This is a genomic window from Streptomyces sp. NPDC021080 (genome assembly GCF_044333225.1).
In the GTDB taxonomy this organism is placed as follows: domain Bacteria; phylum Actinomycetota; class Actinomycetes; order Streptomycetales; family Streptomycetaceae; genus Streptomyces.
Genome location: NZ_JBIRQM010000006.1, coordinates 202,210 through 220,646 on the forward strand (window position 1 = coordinate 202,210; position 18,437 = coordinate 220,646).

Here is an 18,437-nt window from a genome sequence, read left to right on the forward strand (position 1 = left end):
ACGCTACGCACGCAGCCGGGCCGCGCGCACTTCCAAATAGCGCCGCTCGGGCAGGCTGAGGGTCCTGGCCGCGGCCGACGCGTAGGCGTCCCGGGCCGCTTCCGGATCGCCCGCGCGCTCCAGCAGGTGGCCCCGGACCGCGTCCAGCCGGTGCCCGGCGGCGGACGCGCCCTCCAGCCGGTCGAGTTCGGCGAGCGCGGCGCGCGGCCCGTGCACCATGGCCACGGCGACCGCGCGGTTGAGGTGTTCGACGGGGCCCGGGACCCGGCGGACGAGGAGGTCGTACAGGCCGAGGATCTCGGTCCAGTCCGTCGCCTCCGGCGAGGGCGCCTCGTCGTGGACCGCGGCGATCGCGGCCCGGAGCGCGTAGGGGCCGGCCGGTCCGAGCGCCAGCGCCTCGGTCACCAGCGCCACCCCCTCCTCGATCGCGTCCCGGTCCCAGCGGGCGCGGTCCTGTTCGTCGAGGGGGACGAGTTCCCCGTGCGGGCCGGTCCGCGCGGCGCGCCGGGCGTCGGTGAGCAGCATCAGCGCGAGCAGGCCGGTCACCTCGCCGTCCTCGGGCAGCAGGTGCCGGACCGTGCGCGTCAACCGGATGGCCTCCCGGGCGAGTTCGGCACGCTGGAGCGCGGCGCCCGAGGTCGCCGTGTACCCCTCGTTGAAGATCAGGTAGAGGGTGTGCAGGACGGCGGGCAGCCGCTGCTCCCAGTGGTCGGGGCGGCCGAGTCCGACGTCGCGTACCCGCTGCTTGGCCCGGCTGATCCGCTGCGCCATGGTCGCCTCGGGCACCAGGTACGCCCGCGCGATCTCCGCCGTGGTCAGTCCGCCGACCGCGCGCAGGGTGAGGGCGATCTGCGCGGCCGGGGACAGGGACGGGTGGCAGCACAGGAAGAGGAGGGAGAGGGTGTCGTCCTGGGACGGGGCACGGTCCGCGCCGGGCGGCGGGACCGTGAAGGCGTCCCGCGGGGTCAGCGCCGCGGCCTTCTCCTCACGCAGCCGCCGCGCCCGGTCCGCGCGCAGGGCGTCGACGAGCCGCCGCGAGGCGACCTTGATCAGCCAGCCGCGCGGGTTGTCCGGCACGCCCTTCGCGGGCCACTGCCCGGCGGCCGCGAGGAGCGCCTCCTGTGTGGCGTCCTCGGCCGCGTCGAAGTGCCCGTAGCGGCGGACGAGCGCGCCGAGGACCTGCGGCGCGTGGCGGCGCAGCAGGTCCTCGGTCCCGGTCGTGCCCATCGCTCCCGCTCAGATGTCCCCGGCACCGTCCTGGACGGGTCGGATGACGACGGGCCGGCCGGTCTGGCCCTCGGGGCCCGGGCAGCGGGTGACCCGCTCGGCGATCTCGGTGACCCGCTCCAGGCTCGCGCAGTCGACCACCCAGTAGCCGGCCATCAGCTCCTTGGTCTCGCTGTACGGGCCGTCGGTGATCACGGCCTTGCCGTCCGGGCCCAGGGACACCTGACGGGCCAGCGCCGGATCGGTCAGACCCTGGGCGTCGACGAGCTCGCCGGATTCGGAGAGGTCGTCACCGATCGCGCCCATGTAGGCGTACATGGCCTGCAGTTCCTGTTCGGTCCAGGCCGGGGACCCTTCGGACTCCTTGCCCCGCATGGCCTCGTAGTCGGCGTGCGTGCCCTGCACCATCACCAGGTACTTCATGAGTCCGCTCCTTCGGCTTCCTCGGTTCGGACCGCCCGTGGTGGGCGGCTCTCACAGGGGACGTCGGAGCCGGCCCGGGTTTCTCTACACGTCGGTGCGCGTCTTTTTCGCGTCGCCGCGCGGGGTGTCCGGTGCCGCGCGTCGGGGCTTCTCCGCCGCGGCCTCCCGCGGCAGGTCGTCCCCAGGCCTGCGGCCCTGTCCGGGCTCGTACGCGCAGGCCGCGCAGTCCGGGTTGCGGCAGGGGCCGGGGCCCCATTTGGGCACCCAGGCGCCCAGGGTCTTGTACCGGTGCACGGTCGTGGCGACAGGCTGCCCGCATTCGGGACATACATGCTCATCGATGCCCATGCCTTCAGGGTAGGACGGCGGACCCACCGCTTCCTGTCGTACGCCGGGAACCGGCCCCGGGCCTACGCCCGGCCCACCGGACGCGGCTCGCGCCACATCGGCCACATCCGCGGACCGTCCGGAAGGTCGAGGGGGCTGCCCTCGACCTCGAAGCCGAGGCGTTCGTACAGCGCGCGGCTGCGGGCGTTGCTCGCCTCCAGATAGGCGGCCAGCCCCTCGCGGTCGCAGCGGTCGAGGACCGTCTCGATCAGCGCGCCGCCGAGCCCCTGGCCCTGGCGCCCCGGCGCCACCCCGATCATCCACAGGTACGCGTGGGCCCGCCCCTGGGGATGGACGTCCGCCGTCAGCCGGCCGATCAGTTCGACGCGTTCGTTGTCCGGGTCGACGGCCGCGCGCAGCTGCGCCGGACCGTCCTCGTCCGCCGCGCCGCCCCCGGCGCCGCCCCCGATGTCGCCCCCGGACCCGCCGTCGTGGTTCCCGGCGGCGGGGACGGACAGCCACAGGGCGCACGCCGAACCGTCCTCGGCCAGATCGATGCGCCCCTCGGCGAGGACGACATCGGTGAAGGCGGCCATCAGCGCGGGGTGCTTCGCGCGGCGGTGCGCCGGGGCGGGGAAGACCCAGTTGCTCACCGGATCGTCCTGGAAGGCCTCGTCCAGCAGCCGGACGACCAACTCCCGGTCCGCCTCGCCCGCAACCCGGATCGCCACACCCATGACCAGCCCCACCCTTCGCCCCAACCAGGCCCGAACATACGGAGGTTGAGCCTATTACGCGTGGGGTCCGGCACACCGCCCCCGGGGGTGCGCCGAGTACGGGGAGTACGGGCCCCGCACGCCGTGGGGATGCGCGGGGCCCGCCTCCGCGACCGGGCACCGCACGGGCGTCAGGTTCCGTACGGTGCCCGGGGTTCCGGGGTTCCGGGGTTCCGGAGATCCAGGGCCCCCGGTGCCGTCGGCCGGCGCGCGGGGCCGGTCAGCTGCTGCGGCGCGTGACGAACTCGGCCAGGGCGAGAAGGCCGCCCGCCGCCTCGGGGTAGGGGACCGCCCGGGACAGCTCGTGCATCGCCCGGGACATCCGGTCGGCCGCCTCGACCTGTGCCCAGTCGCGCCCGCCCGCCCGTTCGACGGCCAGCGCCGTGCGCTCCAACTCCCCCTCCCGATAAGGCGCCGCGTACAGGGCGGCGAGCTCGTCCGCCGCCGGGGTGCCCGAGGTGAGCGCGGCGACCACGGGCAGCGACTTCTTGCGGGCGGCGAGGTCCGCCCCGGCCGGTTTGCCGGTGCGGCCCGGGTCCCCCCAGATCCCGATCACGTCGTCGATCAGCTGGAAGGCGAGCCCCGCCTGTCTGCCGAACGCGTCGAGCGCGTCGACGTCCTCGGCGCCCGCCCCCGCGTACAGCCCGCCGATGGCGCAGGCACTGCCGAGCAGGGCGCCCGTCTTCGCCTCGGCCATGGCCAGGCACGCGCCGAGGGTGACCTCGTGCGGGCCGAGCTTCTCCATCGCCGTGTCCGTGTGCTGTCCGGCGCACAGCTCGACGACACAGCCCGCGAGCCGCGCGGCGGCGGACGCGGACGCGGGGTGCGGGTCCTCGGCGAGCAGCCGCAGGGCCAGGGCCTGCAGGGCGTCCCCGGCGAGGATCGCGTCGGCGTCGCCGAACACGGTCCACGCGGTGGGGCGGTGTCTTCGGGTGATGTCCCGGTCCATCACGTCGTCGTGCAGCAGGGTGAAGTTGTGGATCAGCTCCACCGCGGCGGCCGCCCGCACCGCCGCCGTGTGCGCTCCGCCGAGCGCCCAGGCCGCGCTCAGCACGAGCGCGGGCCGGATGGCCTTGCCCGCGTTCCCGGCCCCGGGGGTGCCGTCCGCCTGCTCCCAGCCGAAGTGGTACAGCGCGATCCGGCGCATCGAGCCCGGCAGTGAGTCGACGGCCCGGCGCAGCTCGGGGTCGACGAGCGCCCGTGCCCGTTCCAGGACGACCGCGGCCTCCTGCGCGTCGGGCGGGCCCGGCGGACCCTGTCCGTCCACGGGCCTTCCGGCGGGGCCCCGCCGGTCCGCTGCGCCCGCCGGGCGCCGTACGCCGGGGATCGCGGCCGTTCCCTGCCGTGTCCGGGTCGTCATGCCCTCACCCGCGCGGTTCGTCAACGCCATCGGCCGATCTCGACGTTCTCCAGGATGCCGAGGGCGTCCGGCACGAGCACCGCGGCCGAGTAGTAGGCCGTCACCAGGTAGGAGATGATCGCCTGTTCGTTGATGCCCATGAAGCGCACCGACAGGCTCGGCTCGATCTCGTCCGGGATGCCCGCCTGCTGGAGCCCGACGACCCCCTGTTCGGCCTCGCCGGTACGCATGGCGATGATCGAGGTCGTACGGGCGTCACTGACCGGGATCTTGTTGCACGGGAAGATCGGCACCCCGCGCCAGGTCGGGATGCGGTTGCCCGCCACCTCGATGCTCTCGGGGACGAGCCCGCGCTTGTTCAGTTCGCGGCCGAACGCGGAGATCGCGCGCGGATGGGCGAGGAACAGCTTGGTGCCGCGGCGGCGGCTGAGCAGTTCGTCCATGTCGTCCGGGCTCGGAACGCCGTCGTGCGGCTGGAGCCGCTGGTCGTACTCGCAGTTGTTGAGCAGGCCGAACTCGCGGTTGTTGACGAGCTCGTGCTCCTGGCGCTCCTTCAGCGCCTCCACGGTGAGCCGCAACTGCTGCTCGGTCTGGTTCATGGGCTGGTTGTAGAGGTCGGCCACACGGGTGTGGAGCCGCAGGACGGTCTGGGCGATGCTCAGTTCGTACTCGCGCGGGGACGCCTCGTAGTCGACGAAGGTGCCCGGGATGTCCTGTTCGCCGGTGTGGCCGGCCGCGAGGTCGATCTCCTTCTCGCCGTACTTGTTCGTGCGCTGCGACGGGATCGCGCGCAGCTCCTGGAGGTGTTCGTGCAGCGACTCGGAGCGCTCCGCCACCTGTTCGAGATCCTGGCGGGGCAGGACGAGCACGGTCACCGCGGTCACCGCGCGGGCCGTGTACTCCCAGATGGCCTCGGGGTCGATGAGCGACTGTTCGCCGAAGTAGGCGCCGTCGGCGAGGACCCCGAGCACCGCGTCGCCCCCGTAGGGACCGGTGCCGATCTTCTCGACCTTGCCGTGCGCCAGGAGGAACACCTCTTCGGCCCGGCTGCCGAACGAGGCCAGCACGTCCCCCGGGGCGAACTCCCGCTGCTGGCAGCGCTGGGCGAGCTCGCCCAGCACCTCGTGATCCTCGTACGACCGCAGCACGGACAGTTCTCCGAGTTCCGCGGGGATGACCTGGACGCGGTCGCCGGTCTTGACGAACGTCACGCGGCCGTCGCCCACGGAGTAGCTGAGCCGCCGGTTCACGCGGTACGTGCCACCCTGCACGTTCACCCACGGAAGCATGCGCAGCAGCCACCGCGAGCTGATCTCCTGCATCTGTGGCGCGGACTTGGTGGTGGTGGCCAGGTTCCGCGCGGCTGATGTGCCGAGACTCTGCTGCGGACGGTTCTGCTCCGCGCGGACCTCTTCGCCTACCGACATGAAAATTGCCCTCCCGGTCGTGCACTGATCTTCGCGGCCAAGCCTTTCATCACGGAGCGTGTCGATGCCATTACACGAATGAGGGGGAATGGATCACTCCGGACCTGGGCAGGGAGGGCGGTCTCCGCTCCCGCGGGGGCTGACCGGATCGGCTCGCACGCTGTGCGAACGGCTGGGTCCGGCCACCTGGCCGGTTATAGAAGCTGCGGTACCAGACGGCCACGGCAGGGTGGCCGGCGTACAGCGCGAAGGAGTCGGCCATGGCATCGCCCATGTCCGCGGGCAGTTTCCTGGACCGGATCAGGGACGAAGGCGTCCATGTCGTCGAGGTCGGCGACTGGGAGCACCACAACCGCAACCACAAGGGGCCGTGGGGGCCGGTGCACGGGGTGATGATCCACCACACGGTGACCTCGGGCGGCGCGCTCACCGTCGGGCTGTGCCGCGAGGGGCGCGAGGACCTGCCCGGACCGCTGTGCCACGGGGTCATCACCAAGGACGGCGTCGTCCATCTGGTCGGCTACGGCCGCGCCAACCACGCGGGCCTCGGCGACGACGACGTGCTGCGCGCGGTGATCGCCGAGAAGGCGCTGCCGCACGACAACGAGGCGAACACCGACGGCAACCGCCACTTCTACGGCTTCGAGTGCGAGAACCTCGGCGACGGCAAGGACCCGTGGCCCGAGGTCCAGCTCGACGCCATCGCCAAGGTCTGCGCCGCGATCTGCCGGTTCCACGGCTGGACGGAGCGTTCGGTCATCGGCCACCTGGAGTGGCAGCCGGGGAAGGTGGACCCGCGGGGCTTCACGATGAGCTCCCTGCGGGGCCGTGTCCGCGAGCTGCTGAAGTGACCTGAGGAACCGGGAGCCGGCGCGGACGGCCGCCGCCGCGGCCCCCGCGTCCGGCCGTTCCCGGACAGGTGTCCGACAATGAGGGCGTGACCAGCCCCGCCACCCCGGACCGCACCCCGGACCGGGCTCCCGCGGCCGCCCCCGGCGCGCCGGAAGCCCTCGGTCCGCCCCCGCGGCTTCCGTCGCCCTTGTGCGAGGTCCGGGACGGGCGGTTCGGGCGGTTCGGGGTGCGGCTGGTGCTGAAGCGGGACGATCTGATCCACCCGGAGCTGATCGGCAACAAGTGGCGCAAGCTGACACCGAACCTGGAGGCGGCGGCCGGCCGCACGCTGGTCACCTTCGGCGGGGCCTACTCGAACCATCTGCGCGCCACCGCCGCCGCCGGCCGGCTGCTGGGCCTGCCCACCCTGGGAGTGGTCCGCGGCCAGGAACTGGCCGACCGCCCCCTCAACCCCTCGCTGGCCCGCTGCGCGGCCGACGGCATGCGTCTTCACTTCGTCGACAGATCGACCTACCGGCACAAGACGGAACCCCGGACGCTGGCCGCGATCCTGCGCGCGACGGGCGCCGAGGACGCGTACGTGGTGCCCGAGGGCGGCAGCAACGCCCTCGCCGTACGCGGCTGCCTGGCGCTCGGCGAGGAACTGCGGGAGGCGGACGGCATCGACGTGGCCGCCCTCGCCTGCGGCACCGGCGGCACCCTCGCCGGCCTGGCCGCGGGGCTCGGCCCCGGCCGGCGGGCCCTGGGTGTCCCGGTCGTGCGCGGCGGCTTCCTCGACGCCGGCACGGAGGCGCTCCAGAGGGACGCGTTCGGCGGCCGGCGCGGGAACTGGTCCCTCGACGACCGCTTCCACTTCGGCGGCTACGCCCGCACCACCGCCGAACTCGACTCCTTCGCCGAGGACTTCGAGCAGCGGCACGCCCTGCCCGTCGAACGTCTCTATGTCGCCAAGATGCTCTACGGACTTGTCGCCCTCGCCGAGGAGGGGGCGTTCCCGCGCGGCACGACGGTCGCGGCGGTGATCACCGGAGCGCCGTTCCCCGCCGCGGGGACCGGGACCTGACCGCCCGGAGGGGTCCTGGGTCTCAGGCCGCCTCCCGGTAGGCCGCCGCCTCCTCCAGGTCCAGCCGGCGCAGCAGCGTGCGCAGCATCTCGTCGTCGATGTAGCGGTGGTCGCGCAGCCTGACGAAGACGTCGCGCTCGGTACCGATCATCTCGCGGGACAGCCGGCGGTAGGTGTCGTCCGCGGTCTCGCCGGTGACCGGGTTGACCGCGCCGAGCCGCTCCCAGACGGCGTTGCGGCGCCGTTCCATGACCGTGCGCAGCCGCTCGGCGAGCGGCGGGGGCAGGGCGTTGCGCTCGTCGGCGAGGAGCTCGTCGAGGCGCTCCTCGGCGGCGCGGGAGGCCTGCGCCTGGGCGTTGGCCTCGGCGAGGGTCTCGGCCTGCGTGTCCCGTCCGGGCAGTTTCAGCAGCCGGATGAGCGGGGGCAGGGTCAGGCCTTGTACGACCAGGGTGCCGATGACGGTGGTGAAGGTCAGGAAGAGGATCAGGTTGCGGTCGGGGAAGGCGCCGCCGCCGTGCACGGTGAGCGGGATGGAGAAGGCGATGGCGAGGGAGACGACGCCGCGCATGCCGGCCCAGCCGATGACGAACGGCCCCTTCCAGGTGGGGTTGTCCTCGCGTTCGCGGATGCGCGCCGACAGCAGGCGCGGCAGGAAGGTGGCGGGGTACACCCACACGAAGCGGGTGGCGACGACGACGAGGAAGAGGGCGACGGCGTACCAGGCGGCGCTCGTGCCCTCGTAGGCGCCGAGGCCCTTGAGGACGACCGGCAGCTGGAGTCCGATCAGCGCGAACACCGCGGACTCCAGGACGAACGCGACCATCTTCCACACCGCCTCCTCCTGGAGCCGGGTCGCGAAGTCCACCTCCCAGGAACGGTGTCCGAGGTAGAGCGCGACGACGACCACCGCGAGGACTCCGGAGGCGTTCAGCTGCTCGGCGATCCCGTAGGCGACGAAGGGGATCAGCAGGGAGAGGGTGTTCTGCAGGAGCGCCTCGTTCATGTGGGTGCGCAGCCAGTGGATGGGGATCATCAGCACGAGCCCGACGAGGACCCCGCCGACCGCCGCGAGCAGGAACTCTCCGATGCCGCCCGCCCAGGTCGCGCCCTCGCCGACCGCCGCGGCGAGGGCCACCTTGTAGGCGGTGATCGCGGTCGCGTCGTTCACCAGGGACTCGCCCTGCAGGATCGTGGTGATCCGTGAGGGCAGCCCGACCCGGCGCGCCACGGCCGTCGCGGCCACCGCGTCCGGCGGCGCGACCACGGCGCCGAGGACGAGGGCCGCGGGCAGCGGCAGGCCCGGTACGAGCAGGTAGGCGGCCCAGCCGACCACGAGGGTCGCGAACAGGACGTAGCCGACCGACAGCAGCGCGACGGGCCTCAGCTGGGCCCTCAGGTCGAGGTAGGAGCTGTCGGTGGCCGCCGTGTACAGCAGCGGGGGCAGCACCAGCGGGAGCACGACGTCGGGGTCGAGTTCGTACGCGGGCACCCCGGGGACGTACGAGACCAGCAGGGCGACGGCGACGATCAGCAGGGGTGCCGGGACCGGGGTGCGGCGGGCGGCCCCGGCCACCGCGGCGCTCCCCGCGACCAGCAACAGCAGTGGCAGTACGTCCATCGTCTTTTGCCCGCCCCTCTTTTTCCGCGCGGTGTCCCGCGCGCCCGACGTAACCTGGCAATCATGAAACAGTGCACGCACGCCGACGCGCTGCCGCAGCCAGAACCCGCCCCCGGGAGCGAGACCTGCCTGGAGTGCGTGGCCGCCGGCACCCACCCGGTACAGCTCCGGCTGTGTCTGGAGTGCGGGCATCTCGCCTGTTGCGACTCCTCACCGCTGAGGCACGCCTCGGCCCATCACGACGACACCGGACATCCGATCATGCGCACGTTCGAGCAGGGGGAGAACTGGCGTTGGTGTTTCGTGGACCACGTCCTCGTCTGAGCCGTGGATCACGTACGCGCGTGACTCACGATCCGGACGGTTCGACCGTCTGACGCCTGGGTACGTCAACCCGGCGCCCGCTCTTCCTATTTGGGGCCGCAGACCTCTAGCCACTGTCCGTACTCATGGGCTTACTATGAGTGACAGCAAGGGGCGGGGTCCCCAGGACAGGAAAGTCGGGAGCGCGGTAGCGTCACCGCAGAACGACGTAGCGCGTTACCCCGGGGGGCGACCCTCGGCCCCTGAAAGAGCTCGAATGAGCTTGTACCACCATGGAGGTGAGGGTGTCCCAGATCGCAGGCGAGCCCGCGACGAAGGACTTCGTGGAAGTCCGGCTGCCGGCTGCGGGTGCCTACCTGTCGGTACTGCGTACGGCCACGGCCGGGCTGGCGGCCCGTTTGGACTTCACCCTCGACGAGATCGAGGATCTGCGCATCGCGGTGGACGAGGCCTGCGCGATCCTGCTGCAGCAGGCCGTCCCCGGTTCGGTGCTCAGTTGTGTCTTCCGGCTGATCGACGACTCACTGGAGGTCACGGTCTCGGCGCCGACCACCGACGGTCACGCTCCGTCACGTGACACTTTCGCGTGGACCGTCCTGTCGGCTCTCGCGGGCAAGGTCGACTCCTCCGTCGCCGAGGACAAGACCGTTTCGATCAGCCTCTACAAACAACGCGGCGCGGGACCCGGGCCGGCGTGAGGAACGGGGACGGGCCGGTGCGGGACGAAGAGCGCGGCACACGGGAGCCTCCCGCGGGGCGCGCCGACGGCCCGGACGGGCCGCGGCACACGGCGGACGGCGTCGACGGCATCCCCGAACAGGCCCGGCCGCATCCGGAGATCGGCGTCTCCTCGGCGGCAGCGACGCAGCCGGGAACCTTCCCCGCCCGGGGAGGTACCCCCGGTTCGAGCGCGGCCGAGGACACGGGGGAAGAGCCTCGAGCTCGGGAAATGGTGACGGGCGGGACTATGAGCGAGCACGAGCGAAACGCGGAGCAGAACGTGCAGGGCGCGCAGCACGAGCGAGAGCCTGAGCAGGGCGTGCAGGGCGCGCAGGACGCCCAGCACGCGTCCGACGCCCAGCACGTCCAGCACGAGCCGAGCGACCGGCACGACCCGCGGGACCGCAGCGGGGCGCGGGCGATGTTCATCGAGCTGCGCAAGCTGCAGGACGGCAGCACCGAGTACGCGGAGCTGCGCAACCGGCTGGTCCGCATGCATCTGCCGCTCGTCGAGCACCTGGCCCGCCGCTTCCGCAACCGCGGCGAGCCGCTGGACGACCTGACCCAGGTCGCGACGATCGGGCTGATCAAGTCGGTCGACCGGTTCGACCCGGAGCGCGGTGTCGAGTTCTCGACGTACGCGACCCCGACGGTGGTCGGCGAGATCAAGCGGCACTTCCGCGACAAGGGCTGGGCGGTGCGCGTCCCGCGCCGGCTGCAGGAGCTGCGCCTCGCGCTGACCACGGCGACCGCGGAGCTCTCCCAGCTGCACGGGCGTTCCCCGACGGTCCACGAGCTGGCCGAGAAGCTGGCCATCTCGGAGGAGGAGGTCCTGGAGGGCCTGGAGTCCGCCAACGCGTATTCCACGCTGTCCCTGGACGTCCCCGACACGGACGACGAGTCCCCGGCGGTCGCGGACACCCTGGGCGCCGAGGACGAGGCGCTGGAGGGCGTCGAGTACCGCGAGTCGCTGAAGCCGCTGCTGGAGGACCTGCCCCCGCGGGAGAAGCGGATCCTGCTCCTTCGCTTCTTCGGCAACATGACGCAGTCGCAGATCGCGCAGGAGGTCGGCATCTCGCAGATGCACGTCTCGCGGCTGCTGGCCCGCACCCTGGCCCAGCTGCGGGAGAAGCTCCTCGTCGAGGAGTGAGCCGGCGGGGCGAGCCCCGGAGCGCGAGCTCCGGAAGGTGAGCCCCGGCTACTCCTTGTCCTGTGCGTCCTGTACGTCACCGCCGGGCCCTCGGATTCCGAGGGCCCGCGTCGTTTCCGGGTTCACGAGCAGCACCAGGGCCACCAGAGCGACCACCGCGAGGGCGATCCCGGCGGGGATCGCGACGCTGTCGGCCTGGAGCAGGGTGTAGGCGACGGGCAGCGCCATGATCTGGGTGATGAGGGCGGGACCCCGGCTCCAGGAGCGGCGCAGCAGCAGTCCGCGCGCGGCGAGCAGCGGCAGCAGCGCGAGCGCGATCAGCGTGACACCGCCGGTGACGGCCTGCTGCCGGTTGTCGGGATCGCCGGTGAGACCGAGGACGAAGACGCAGACGCCGCCCGCCACGAGGGCGGTCCCCTCCAGCGCGGCCAGCGCCGCCGCGGCGGTCAGCCGTCCGGGGCGGGGGACGGAGTGGGGGGCGTCGGGGGTGGGATTCTGCTCACGGCTCACCCCCGAAGAGTAGCCGCCGGTCCCGGGCGCCCGGATGGCCCGGGGCCGGGAACCGCGCCGCCACGGACGCCGCTCCGGTCCGATCGCGCACCCCGGCGCCACCTGCGAACTCTTACTGGATCCCTACCTCGGTCTGGGACGAGTACCACCCAGTAAGTAAGCTGCATCGCATGCGTGCACTTCTCGTGGTCAATCCGGCGGCAACCACCACCAGTGCGCGTACGCGTGACGTCTTGATCCACGCGTTGGCCAGCGAGATGAAACTCGAAGTGGTCATGACCGAGTACCGCGGGCACGCCCGGGACGTCGGCCGGCAGGCCGCGGACAGCGACGACATAGACCTGGTCGTGGCCCTCGGCGGGGACGGCACGGTCAACGAGGTCGTGAACGGTCTTCTGCACCGGGGCCCCGACCCCCAGCGCCTTCCGGGCCTCGCCGTGGTGCCCGGCGGCTCCACCAACGTCTTCGCCCGCGCCCTGGGCCTGCCGAACGACGCCGTGGAGGCGACCGGCGCCCTGCTGGACGCGCTGCGCGAGCAGCGCGAGCGCACGGTCGGCCTCGGTCTCGCCGCGGGGACCCCCGGCACCGAGGACGAGGCCGTCCCCTCCCGCTGGTTCACCTTCTGCGCCGGACTCGGCTTCGACGCGGGGGTCGTGGGGCGGGTCGAACAGCAGCGCGAGCTCGGCCGGCGCTCCACGCATGCGCTGTATCTGCGCCAAGTGCTGCGGCAGTTTCTGGACGATCCGCACCGCCGGCGCGGAATGATCACCCTGGAGCGCCCCGGCGCCGACCCGGTCACCGATCTGGTCCTGTCCATCATCTGCAACACCTCGCCGTGGACGTTTCTCGGCAATCGTCCGGTGTACGCGACACCTAAGGCCTCGTTCGATACCGGACTCGACGTACTCGCGCTCAGCCGCATGTCGACGCCCGCGGTCGCCCGGTATGCCACCCAGTTGCTCACTTCGTCCCCCGAGCGGGGACCCCAGGGCAAGCACGCCGTCACCCTGCATGACCTGACGGACTTCACCTTGCATTCGAAGGTGCCACTCCCCCTTCAGATGGACGGCGACCATCTGGGACTGCGTACAAGCGTGACGTTCACAGGCGTACGCCGTGCACTGCGTGTGATTGTGTGAGTGGAAGAGGCCAAACTCCTTTCACTCGAACGTTTAGACCACGGTCCACCCCATGGAAGTACGGCTGTGACTCAGCCGACACCGAGGAATCAAAAAAAACTTTCCGGAAGGGGTTGTATCCGCCGCTGAGGTTTGCGAGTCTCTACGTGGCGCTCGGGACGGCCCGCAACATCGGCCCCACAGAGCACCGGAACCCCTCCTCAAATCAAGGACCACACCAGTCCGTCTGGCTGTCGGCCCTTCACTTGTTGAGGGATTCGTGAAAGCGTTCACATTCACAAGCAACGTGCATGTAATACCAAGGAGAGGTAGCAGCCATGGACTGGCGTCACAACGCCGTTTGCCGCGAGGAAGACCCCGAGCTCTTCTTCCCCATCGGCAACACCGGTCCTGCGCTGCTGCAGATCGAGGAAGCCAAGGCCGTCTGCCGCCGCTGCCCCGTCATGGAGCAGTGCCTGCAGTGGGCGCTCGAGTCCGGCCAGGACTCCGGCGTCTGGGGTGGCCTCAGCGAGGACGAACGCCGCGCAATGAAGCGCCGTGCCGCCCGCAACCGAGCTCGTCAGGCCACCGCCTGACGTTCCACCCCGCACGAGCCTGAGCTTGGCGGCGCGTACAGCGAGTACGCAACTCCCGCCCCCGAGCCGCAGCGCGCAGTACCCCGATGCGCTTGATGCAACGAGCTTTCAGCCCCGGACCACCTGGTGATCCGGGGCTCATTGCTGTTCGCGTCCGGAACCGGTCACTCTGAGTGACGGGCCTCCGAGGGCCCGGCTTTCCCCGCCGGGACCCCGTGTGCGCGCCCGTACGCACCCGGGCGCGGGCCGGCTACTTGGACACGACCACCGGAATGTCCAGGAGTACCTGGGTGCCGCGCTCCGGAGCGGCGACCATGTCGAAGGTGCCGCCCAACTCGCCCTCCACCAGCGTCCGTACGATCTGCAGGCCGAGGTTGCCCGAGCGGTGCGGGTCGAAGCCCTCGGGCAGTCCGACGCCGTCGTCCGTCACGGTGACCAGCAGTCGGGCGTCCTTCGAGGTGCCGCCGCGCACCGCGGAGACCTCGACGGTTCCCCGGTCGCCCTCACGGAAGCCGTGCTCCAGCGCGTTCTGCAGGACCTCGGTGAGCACCATGGAGAGCGGGGTCGCGACCTCGGCGTCCAGGATGCCGAAGCGTCCGGTGCGCCGGCCGGTGACCTTGCCGGGCGAGATCTCGGCGACCATCGCGAGCACCCGGTCGGCGATCTCGTCGAACTCCACCCGCTCGTCCAGGTTCTGGGAGAGCGTCTCGTGCACGATCGCGATCGAGCCGACCCGGCGCACGGCCTCCTCCAGGGCTTCCCGGCCCCGGTCCGAGTCGATGCGGCGGGCCTGCAGCCGCAGCAGGGCCGCCACCGTCTGGAGGTTGTTCTTCACCCGGTGGTGGATCTCCCGGATGGTGGCGTCCTTGGTGATCAACTCGCGCTCGCGGCGGCGCAGTTCGGTGACGTCGCGGAGCAGGACCAGGGAGCCGACGCGGGTGCCCTTGGGCTTGAGCGGGATCGCCCGGAGCTGGATCACCCCGTCGGCGCTCTCGATCTCGAACTCGCGCGGCGCCCAGCCGCTGGCGACCTTGGAGAGCGCCTCGTCCACCGGGCCCCGGGACGGGGCGAGTTCGGCGGTCGTGGTGCCGAGGTTGTGCCCCACCAGGTCGGAGGCCAGACCGATGCGGTGGTACGCGGAGATCGCGTTCGGCGAGGCGTACTGGACGATGCCGTCCGCGTCGAGGCGGATCAGCCCGTCGCCCACGCGCGGCGAGGCGTCCATGTCGACCTGCTGGTCGGGGAACGGGAAGGTGCCCGCCGCGATCATCTGCGCCAGGTCGGAGGCGCTCTGCAGGTACGTCAGTTCGAGGCGGCTCGGGGTGCGCACGGTGAGCAGGTTGGTGTTGCGCGCGATGACACCGAGGACGCGGCCCTCGCGTCGTACGGGAATCGACTCGACGCGGACCGGCACCTCCTCGCGCCACTCGGGGTCGCCCTCGCGCACGATCCGGCCCTCGTCGAGCGCGGCGTCCAGCAGGGGGCGGCGGCCGCGCGGGACCAGATGGCCGACCATGTCGTCCTGGTACGAGGTGGGCCCGGTGTTGGGGCGCATCTGGGCGACCGAGACGTAGCGGGTGCCGTCGCGGGTGGGGACCCACAGGACGAGGTCGGCGAAGGAGAGGTCGGAGAGCAGCTGCCACTCCGAGACCAGCAGATGCAGCCACTCGAGGTCGGAGTCGTCGAGGGCTGTGTGCTGGCGTACGAGGTCGTTCATGGAGGGCACGTGTGCGAGCGTACCCGGCGGATCCGACAGGTCCCGAAATCGGCCACGCCCACGGGGCTCCGGAAGCGCCGTGAAGGCCCGGAGAACACCCGCGGGCCGCGGCGCCTGAGAGGGACCCTCAACCCTCCCGGCACCGCAGCCCGGAGCAACATCGGCCGTGGGGTGTGCGGTCCCGGTCGGCCGAGGAGAGGAGCCGGAGCAGTCAGGGCAGAGAGCGCCGGTTCCTCGATCCGTCTTCCTGTGCGGGGAAGACGGAGGCTTGTTCAGTTTCTCAGAGCATTGTGGACTAGACCATGGTTGTGCGTCCATGCGTGCGCGTCCGCGTCCGCGGCCCGCACACGGCGACGCGCGGTCGTCGTCGTCCGCTCATCCAACACCAGGTACGCCCCTCAGACTATCCCGCTCCGGTTCGCGGACGGGAGGAGCCACCGGGCGAACGGGGGTGCCTGGCAGGCGGAACGAGCGGAACGAGCGAGTCCGGGCAGGCTCGGCGATTCGCCCGGCGACGCGCCCCGCGGCGGGGCGACGGAAGGGCACCCCTCTGCTAGATTGGTCTATACCACATGTGTCCCCCTTCGGATTCGGATGCGTTCCTGAGTCCCCTCTCCAGATCGGCAGGCCCAGCGTGGAAGTTGTCATCGTCCCGGACGCCAAGGCGGGCGGCGAGCTGATCGCCGAGGCCATGGCGGAACTGCTCGGGCGCAAGCCCGACGCGCTCCTCGGCGTGGCCACCGGTTCGACGCCGCTGCCCGTCTACACGGCGCTGGCGGCCCGAGTGGGTTCCGGCGCCGTGGACGCCTCGGGCGCGCGCGTCGCACAGCTCGACGAGTACGTGGGGCTGCCGGCCGAGCACCCCGAGTCCTACCGCTCCGTTCTGCGGCGCGAGGTGCTGGAGCCGCTGGGCATCGGCATGGACGCCTTCATGGGGCCCGACGGCACGGCGGCGGACGTCCAGGCCGCGTGCGAGGCCTACGACAGGGCGCTGGCCGCGGCCGGCGGCGTCGATCTCCAGCTGCTGGGGATCGGGACGGACGGGCACATCGGGTTCAACGAACCGTGCTCCTCGCTCGCCTCGCGGACCCGGATCAAGACGCTGACCGAGCAGACCCGGGTGGACAACGCGCGGTTCTTCGACGGCGACATCGAGCAGGTGCCGCACCACGTCATCACCCAGGGCATCGGCACCATCCTGGAGGCCCGGCACCTGGTGCTGCTCGCGACCGGCGAGGGCAAGGCGGACGCCGTGGCGGCGACGGTCGAGGGACCGGTCGCGGCGGTCTGCCCGGCGTCGGCGCTGCAGCTGCACCCGCACGCGACGGTGGTCGTCGACGAGGCCGCCGCGTCCAAGCTGAAGCTCGCGGACTACTTCCGCCAGACGTTCGCCGCCAAGCCGGACTGGCAGGGGATCTGACCGGCGGGGCCGGCACGCACGCCGGCCCCCGCGGACACGGACAGGTGCCGGGCACTCCCCCTGCGGGAGTGCCCGGCACCTGTGCGTGGTGGCCGGAGGCCGGGGCCCGGAGGCCGGGGCCCGGAGGCCCGGAGCGCTACGCGCCCGCTATGACCTCTGCCGCCGCCTGGCCGCACACCCGGGCCGCGCCGTGGGTGGCGATGTGCAGGGCGCCCCGGGGCGCCGACTGCGGGACGCCCATCTCGACCACGACGGTGTCGGGGCGGGAGGCGAGCAGGGTGTCCAGGGCGACTGCCATCCAGGGATGACGGTGTTCGTCACGGACGACCGCGACGAGGGGCCGGCCCGCGGCGGCCGCCAGGGCCGCGGAGCCCGCGTCCTCGCCGAAGAAGCTGCCGGTCTCGGTGCCGGGAAGCAGCCGGGCCAGCTCCGCCGCGACGCCCCAGGGGGTCTCGTCACCGACGGCGATGTTCGCGACCGGGGTCAGCGCGGCGACGTAGGGGGCCCCGGTGAGCGGGGGACGGGACCCCGAGCGGGTCACGGTCAGCGCGCGCCGGGCGGCGACCAGGCCCACCTCGGCGGCTCCGTCCGTACCGCCGTCCGTACCGCCCGTACCGTTCACACCACCGGTGACACCCGCACCGCCCACACCGCCCGCACCGTTCACGCCACCCGTACCGCTCGCACCGCCCGTACCGCCCGAGGTGTTCGAAGCGTTCGAGCTGTTCAAGCCATTCGTGGAGGAGACGACCGCCGGGCCGGACACGGCCTCCGCCGCCTTGCGGGCCGCGGAGGCCGCGGCCGTCCACTCGGCCAGCGCCCGCACCCGGTCCGCCGCGTCCGCGAGGCGTTCCTCGGACAGCTCGCCGGAGCGGACGGCGGAGACCAGCGCGTCGCGCAGCCGGCGCACGGTGTCGTCGTCCGCCAGGCCGCCGCCGACGCAGATGGCGTCCGCTCCGGCCGCGATGGCCAGCACGCTGCCCCGCTCGATGCCGTACGTCGCGGCGATGGCCTGCATCTCCATGCCGTCGGTGACGATGAGGCCGTCGTAGCCGAGTTCCTCGCGCAGCAGGCCCGTGAGGATGCGGCGGGAGAGGGTGGCCGGGCGGTCCGGGTCCAGCGCCGGGACGAGGATGTGCGCGCTCATCACGGCACGGCTGCCCGCGGCGATGGCCGCCCGGAAGGGGACGAGCTCGCGGGACTGGAGGACCGACAGGTCCGCGTCGATGCGCGGCAGCGCGTGGTGGGAGTCCACCGCGGTGTCCCCGTGGCCCGGGAAGTGCTTGGTGCAGGCGGCGACGCCGGCGGCCTGCAAGCCGGTGACGTAGGCGGCCGTGTGCCGGGCCACCAGGCCGGTGTCGGCGCCGAAGGAGCGTACGCCGATGACCGGGTTGGCCGGGTTGGAGTTCACGTCGGCGGACGGCGCCCAGTTGAGGTTCACCCCGCACGCGGCCAGCCGGCGGCCGAGTTCGCGGGCGACCTGCTCGGTGAGCGCCACGTCGTCGACGGCGCCCAGCGCATGGTTGCCGGGGAAGGACGACCCGGTGCGCACCTCCAGCCGGGTGACGTCACCGCCCTCCTCGTCGATGGCGACCAGGACGTCGTCACGTTCGGCGCGCAGCTGGGCCGTCAGGGCTGCCAGTTGCTCGGGCGAGGCGATGTTGCGGCCGAACAGGCCGACGGAGGCGAGACCTTCACCGAGGCGGCGGAGCAGCCAGTCCGGAGCCGTGGTCCCGGTGAAACCGGGCTGGAGCACGGTGAGGGCGTCGCGCGTCAGGGTGTCTGTACCGCTGGCGAATGTCGTCATCG

At 72.2% G+C, this 18,437-nt stretch carries 18 protein-coding genes; 8 read left to right on the forward strand and 10 right to left on the reverse strand.

Going from position 1 to position 18,437, the window contains the following annotated elements:
• Positions 1-3: 3 nt before the first annotated feature.
• From ACH4S8_RS16715 to ACH4S8_RS16740, 6 genes are all read right to left on the reverse strand, one after another.
• Positions 4-1,227 carry an RNA polymerase sigma factor gene (locus tag ACH4S8_RS16715; protein WP_398394449.1) on the reverse strand — a complete coding sequence of 408 codons (1,224 nt, stop codon included), beginning with the start codon at positions 1,225-1,227 and terminating at the stop codon, positions 4-6.
• Positions 1,228-1,236: 9 nt separating this feature from the next.
• Positions 1,237-1,650, reverse strand: a complete 414-nt coding sequence (locus ACH4S8_RS16720) for a YciI family protein (RefSeq protein WP_398394451.1) — start codon at positions 1,648-1,650, stop codon at positions 1,237-1,239.
• A gap of 84 nt (positions 1,651-1,734) precedes the next feature.
• Positions 1,735-1,998, reverse strand: a complete 264-nt coding sequence (locus ACH4S8_RS16725; protein ID WP_398394453.1) for a hypothetical protein — start codon at positions 1,996-1,998, stop codon at positions 1,735-1,737.
• Between the two features lie 62 nt (positions 1,999-2,060).
• Complete coding sequence (locus ACH4S8_RS16730; protein ID WP_398394455.1) at positions 2,061-2,714, reverse strand: GNAT family N-acetyltransferase; 654 nt, start codon at positions 2,712-2,714, stop codon at positions 2,061-2,063.
• Between the two features lie 259 nt (positions 2,715-2,973).
• The gene (locus ACH4S8_RS16735; RefSeq protein ID WP_398394457.1) at positions 2,974-4,113 is read right to left on the reverse strand and encodes a family 2 encapsulin nanocompartment cargo protein polyprenyl transferase; all 1,140 of its coding nucleotides are present in this window, start codon (positions 4,111-4,113) and stop codon (positions 2,974-2,976) included.
• A gap of 20 nt (positions 4,114-4,133) precedes the next feature.
• The gene (locus ACH4S8_RS16740) at positions 4,134-5,540 is read right to left on the reverse strand and encodes a family 2B encapsulin nanocompartment shell protein (RefSeq protein WP_398394459.1); all 1,407 of its coding nucleotides are present in this window, start codon (positions 5,538-5,540) and stop codon (positions 4,134-4,136) included.
• Positions 5,541-5,800: 260 nt separating this feature from the next.
• On the opposite strand from ACH4S8_RS16740, the gene ACH4S8_RS16745 reads away from it, so the two are divergent.
• Both ACH4S8_RS16745 and ACH4S8_RS16750 read left to right on the forward strand, forming a co-directional pair.
• The gene (locus tag ACH4S8_RS16745) at positions 5,801-6,391 is read left to right on the forward strand and encodes an N-acetylmuramoyl-L-alanine amidase (RefSeq protein ID WP_398394461.1); all 591 of its coding nucleotides are present in this window, start codon (positions 5,801-5,803) and stop codon (positions 6,389-6,391) included.
• A 188-nt stretch (positions 6,392-6,579) separates the two neighbouring features.
• On the forward strand, positions 6,580-7,455 hold the full coding sequence (locus tag ACH4S8_RS16750; protein WP_398395050.1) for a 1-aminocyclopropane-1-carboxylate deaminase/D-cysteine desulfhydrase: 876 nt from the start codon (positions 6,580-6,582) through the stop codon (positions 7,453-7,455).
• 22 nt (positions 7,456-7,477) lie between these two features.
• Here the strand turns inward: ACH4S8_RS16750 and ACH4S8_RS16755 are convergent, their stop codons facing one another.
• Positions 7,478-9,073, reverse strand: coding sequence for a Na+/H+ antiporter (locus tag ACH4S8_RS16755; RefSeq protein ID WP_398394463.1), 1,596 nt, complete (start codon positions 9,071-9,073; stop codon positions 7,478-7,480).
• Positions 9,074-9,136: 63 nt separating this feature from the next.
• On the opposite strand from ACH4S8_RS16755, the gene ACH4S8_RS16760 reads away from it, so the two are divergent.
• From ACH4S8_RS16760 to ACH4S8_RS16770, 3 genes are all read left to right on the forward strand, one after another.
• Positions 9,137-9,397 carry a UBP-type zinc finger domain-containing protein gene (locus ACH4S8_RS16760; RefSeq protein ID WP_398394465.1) on the forward strand — a complete coding sequence of 87 codons (261 nt, stop codon included), beginning with the start codon at positions 9,137-9,139 and terminating at the stop codon, positions 9,395-9,397.
• Positions 9,398-9,681: 284 nt separating this feature from the next.
• On the forward strand, positions 9,682-10,095 hold the full coding sequence (locus tag ACH4S8_RS16765; protein ID WP_028802066.1) for an anti-sigma regulatory factor: 414 nt from the start codon (positions 9,682-9,684) through the stop codon (positions 10,093-10,095).
• Positions 10,092-11,267 carry an RNA polymerase sigma factor SigF gene (locus ACH4S8_RS16770; RefSeq protein ID WP_398394467.1) on the forward strand — a complete coding sequence of 392 codons (1,176 nt, stop codon included), beginning with the start codon at positions 10,092-10,094 and terminating at the stop codon, positions 11,265-11,267. Before ACH4S8_RS16765 ends, ACH4S8_RS16770 begins: the two co-directional genes overlap by 4 nt.
• Before the next feature lie 48 nt (positions 11,268-11,315).
• On the opposite strand, the gene ACH4S8_RS16775 is transcribed toward ACH4S8_RS16770, so the two are convergent.
• Positions 11,316-11,777: a hypothetical protein gene (locus ACH4S8_RS16775; protein WP_398394469.1), complete on the reverse strand. Its 462-nt coding sequence runs from the start codon at positions 11,775-11,777 to the stop codon at positions 11,316-11,318.
• A 170-nt stretch (positions 11,778-11,947) separates the two neighbouring features.
• Between ACH4S8_RS16775 and ACH4S8_RS16780 the strand changes: the two genes are divergently transcribed.
• Entirely contained in the window at positions 11,948-12,916 is a 969-nt protein-coding gene (locus ACH4S8_RS16780; protein ID WP_398394471.1) for a diacylglycerol/lipid kinase family protein, read from the forward strand.
• Positions 12,917-13,233: 317 nt separating this feature from the next.
• Positions 13,234-13,491 carry a WhiB family transcriptional regulator gene (locus ACH4S8_RS16785; protein WP_006380970.1) on the forward strand — a complete coding sequence of 86 codons (258 nt, stop codon included), beginning with the start codon at positions 13,234-13,236 and terminating at the stop codon, positions 13,489-13,491.
• Between the two features lie 250 nt (positions 13,492-13,741).
• On the opposite strand, the gene ACH4S8_RS16790 is transcribed toward ACH4S8_RS16785, so the two are convergent.
• Positions 13,742-15,217, reverse strand: coding sequence for a sensor histidine kinase (locus ACH4S8_RS16790; protein WP_398394474.1), 1,476 nt, complete (start codon positions 15,215-15,217; stop codon positions 13,742-13,744).
• Between the two features lie 625 nt (positions 15,218-15,842).
• Between ACH4S8_RS16790 and nagB the strand changes: the two genes are divergently transcribed.
• Positions 15,843-16,628: a glucosamine-6-phosphate deaminase gene (gene nagB, locus ACH4S8_RS16795; RefSeq protein ID WP_398394476.1), complete on the forward strand. Its 786-nt coding sequence runs from the start codon at positions 15,843-15,845 to the stop codon at positions 16,626-16,628.
• 136 nt (positions 16,629-16,764) lie between these two features.
• Here nagB and ACH4S8_RS16800 read toward each other — a convergent pair whose 3' ends face one another.
• A complete protein-coding gene (locus ACH4S8_RS16800; protein WP_398394478.1) occupies positions 16,765-18,435 on the reverse strand; it encodes a glycoside hydrolase family 3 protein in 1,671 nt (556 codons plus the stop codon).
• Positions 18,436-18,437: the final 2 nt, after the last annotated feature.

Coding starts and splice junctions, on each gene's coding strand:
- ACH4S8_RS16730 (WP_398394455.1), bottom strand. CDS start 2,714: ATGGGTGTGGCGATCCGGGTTGCGGGCGAGGCGGACCGGGAGTTGGTC.
- ACH4S8_RS16780 (WP_398394471.1), top strand. CDS start 11,948: ATGCGTGCACTTCTCGTGGTCAATCCGGCGGCAACCACCACCAGTGCG.
- ACH4S8_RS16755 (WP_398394463.1), bottom strand. CDS start 9,073: ATGGACGTACTGCCACTGCTGTTGCTGGTCGCGGGGAGCGCCGCGGTG.
- ACH4S8_RS16715 (WP_398394449.1), bottom strand. CDS start 1,227: ATGGGCACGACCGGGACCGAGGACCTGCTGCGCCGCCACGCGCCGCAG.
- ACH4S8_RS16720 (WP_398394451.1), bottom strand. CDS start 1,650: ATGAAGTACCTGGTGATGGTGCAGGGCACGCACGCCGACTACGAGGCC.
- ACH4S8_RS16735 (WP_398394457.1), bottom strand. CDS start 4,113: ATGACGACCCGGACACGGCAGGGAACGGCCGCGATCCCCGGCGTACGG.
- ACH4S8_RS16785 (WP_006380970.1), top strand. CDS start 13,234: ATGGACTGGCGTCACAACGCCGTTTGCCGCGAGGAAGACCCCGAGCTC.
- ACH4S8_RS16800 (WP_398394478.1), bottom strand. CDS start 18,435: ATGACGACATTCGCCAGCGGTACAGACACCCTGACGCGCGACGCCCTC.
- ACH4S8_RS16745 (WP_398394461.1), top strand. CDS start 5,801: ATGGCATCGCCCATGTCCGCGGGCAGTTTCCTGGACCGGATCAGGGAC.
- ACH4S8_RS16725 (WP_398394453.1), bottom strand. CDS start 1,998: ATGGGCATCGATGAGCATGTATGTCCCGAATGCGGGCAGCCTGTCGCC.
- ACH4S8_RS16740 (WP_398394459.1), bottom strand. CDS start 5,540: ATGTCGGTAGGCGAAGAGGTCCGCGCGGAGCAGAACCGTCCGCAGCAG.
- ACH4S8_RS16760 (WP_398394465.1), top strand. CDS start 9,137: ATGAAACAGTGCACGCACGCCGACGCGCTGCCGCAGCCAGAACCCGCC.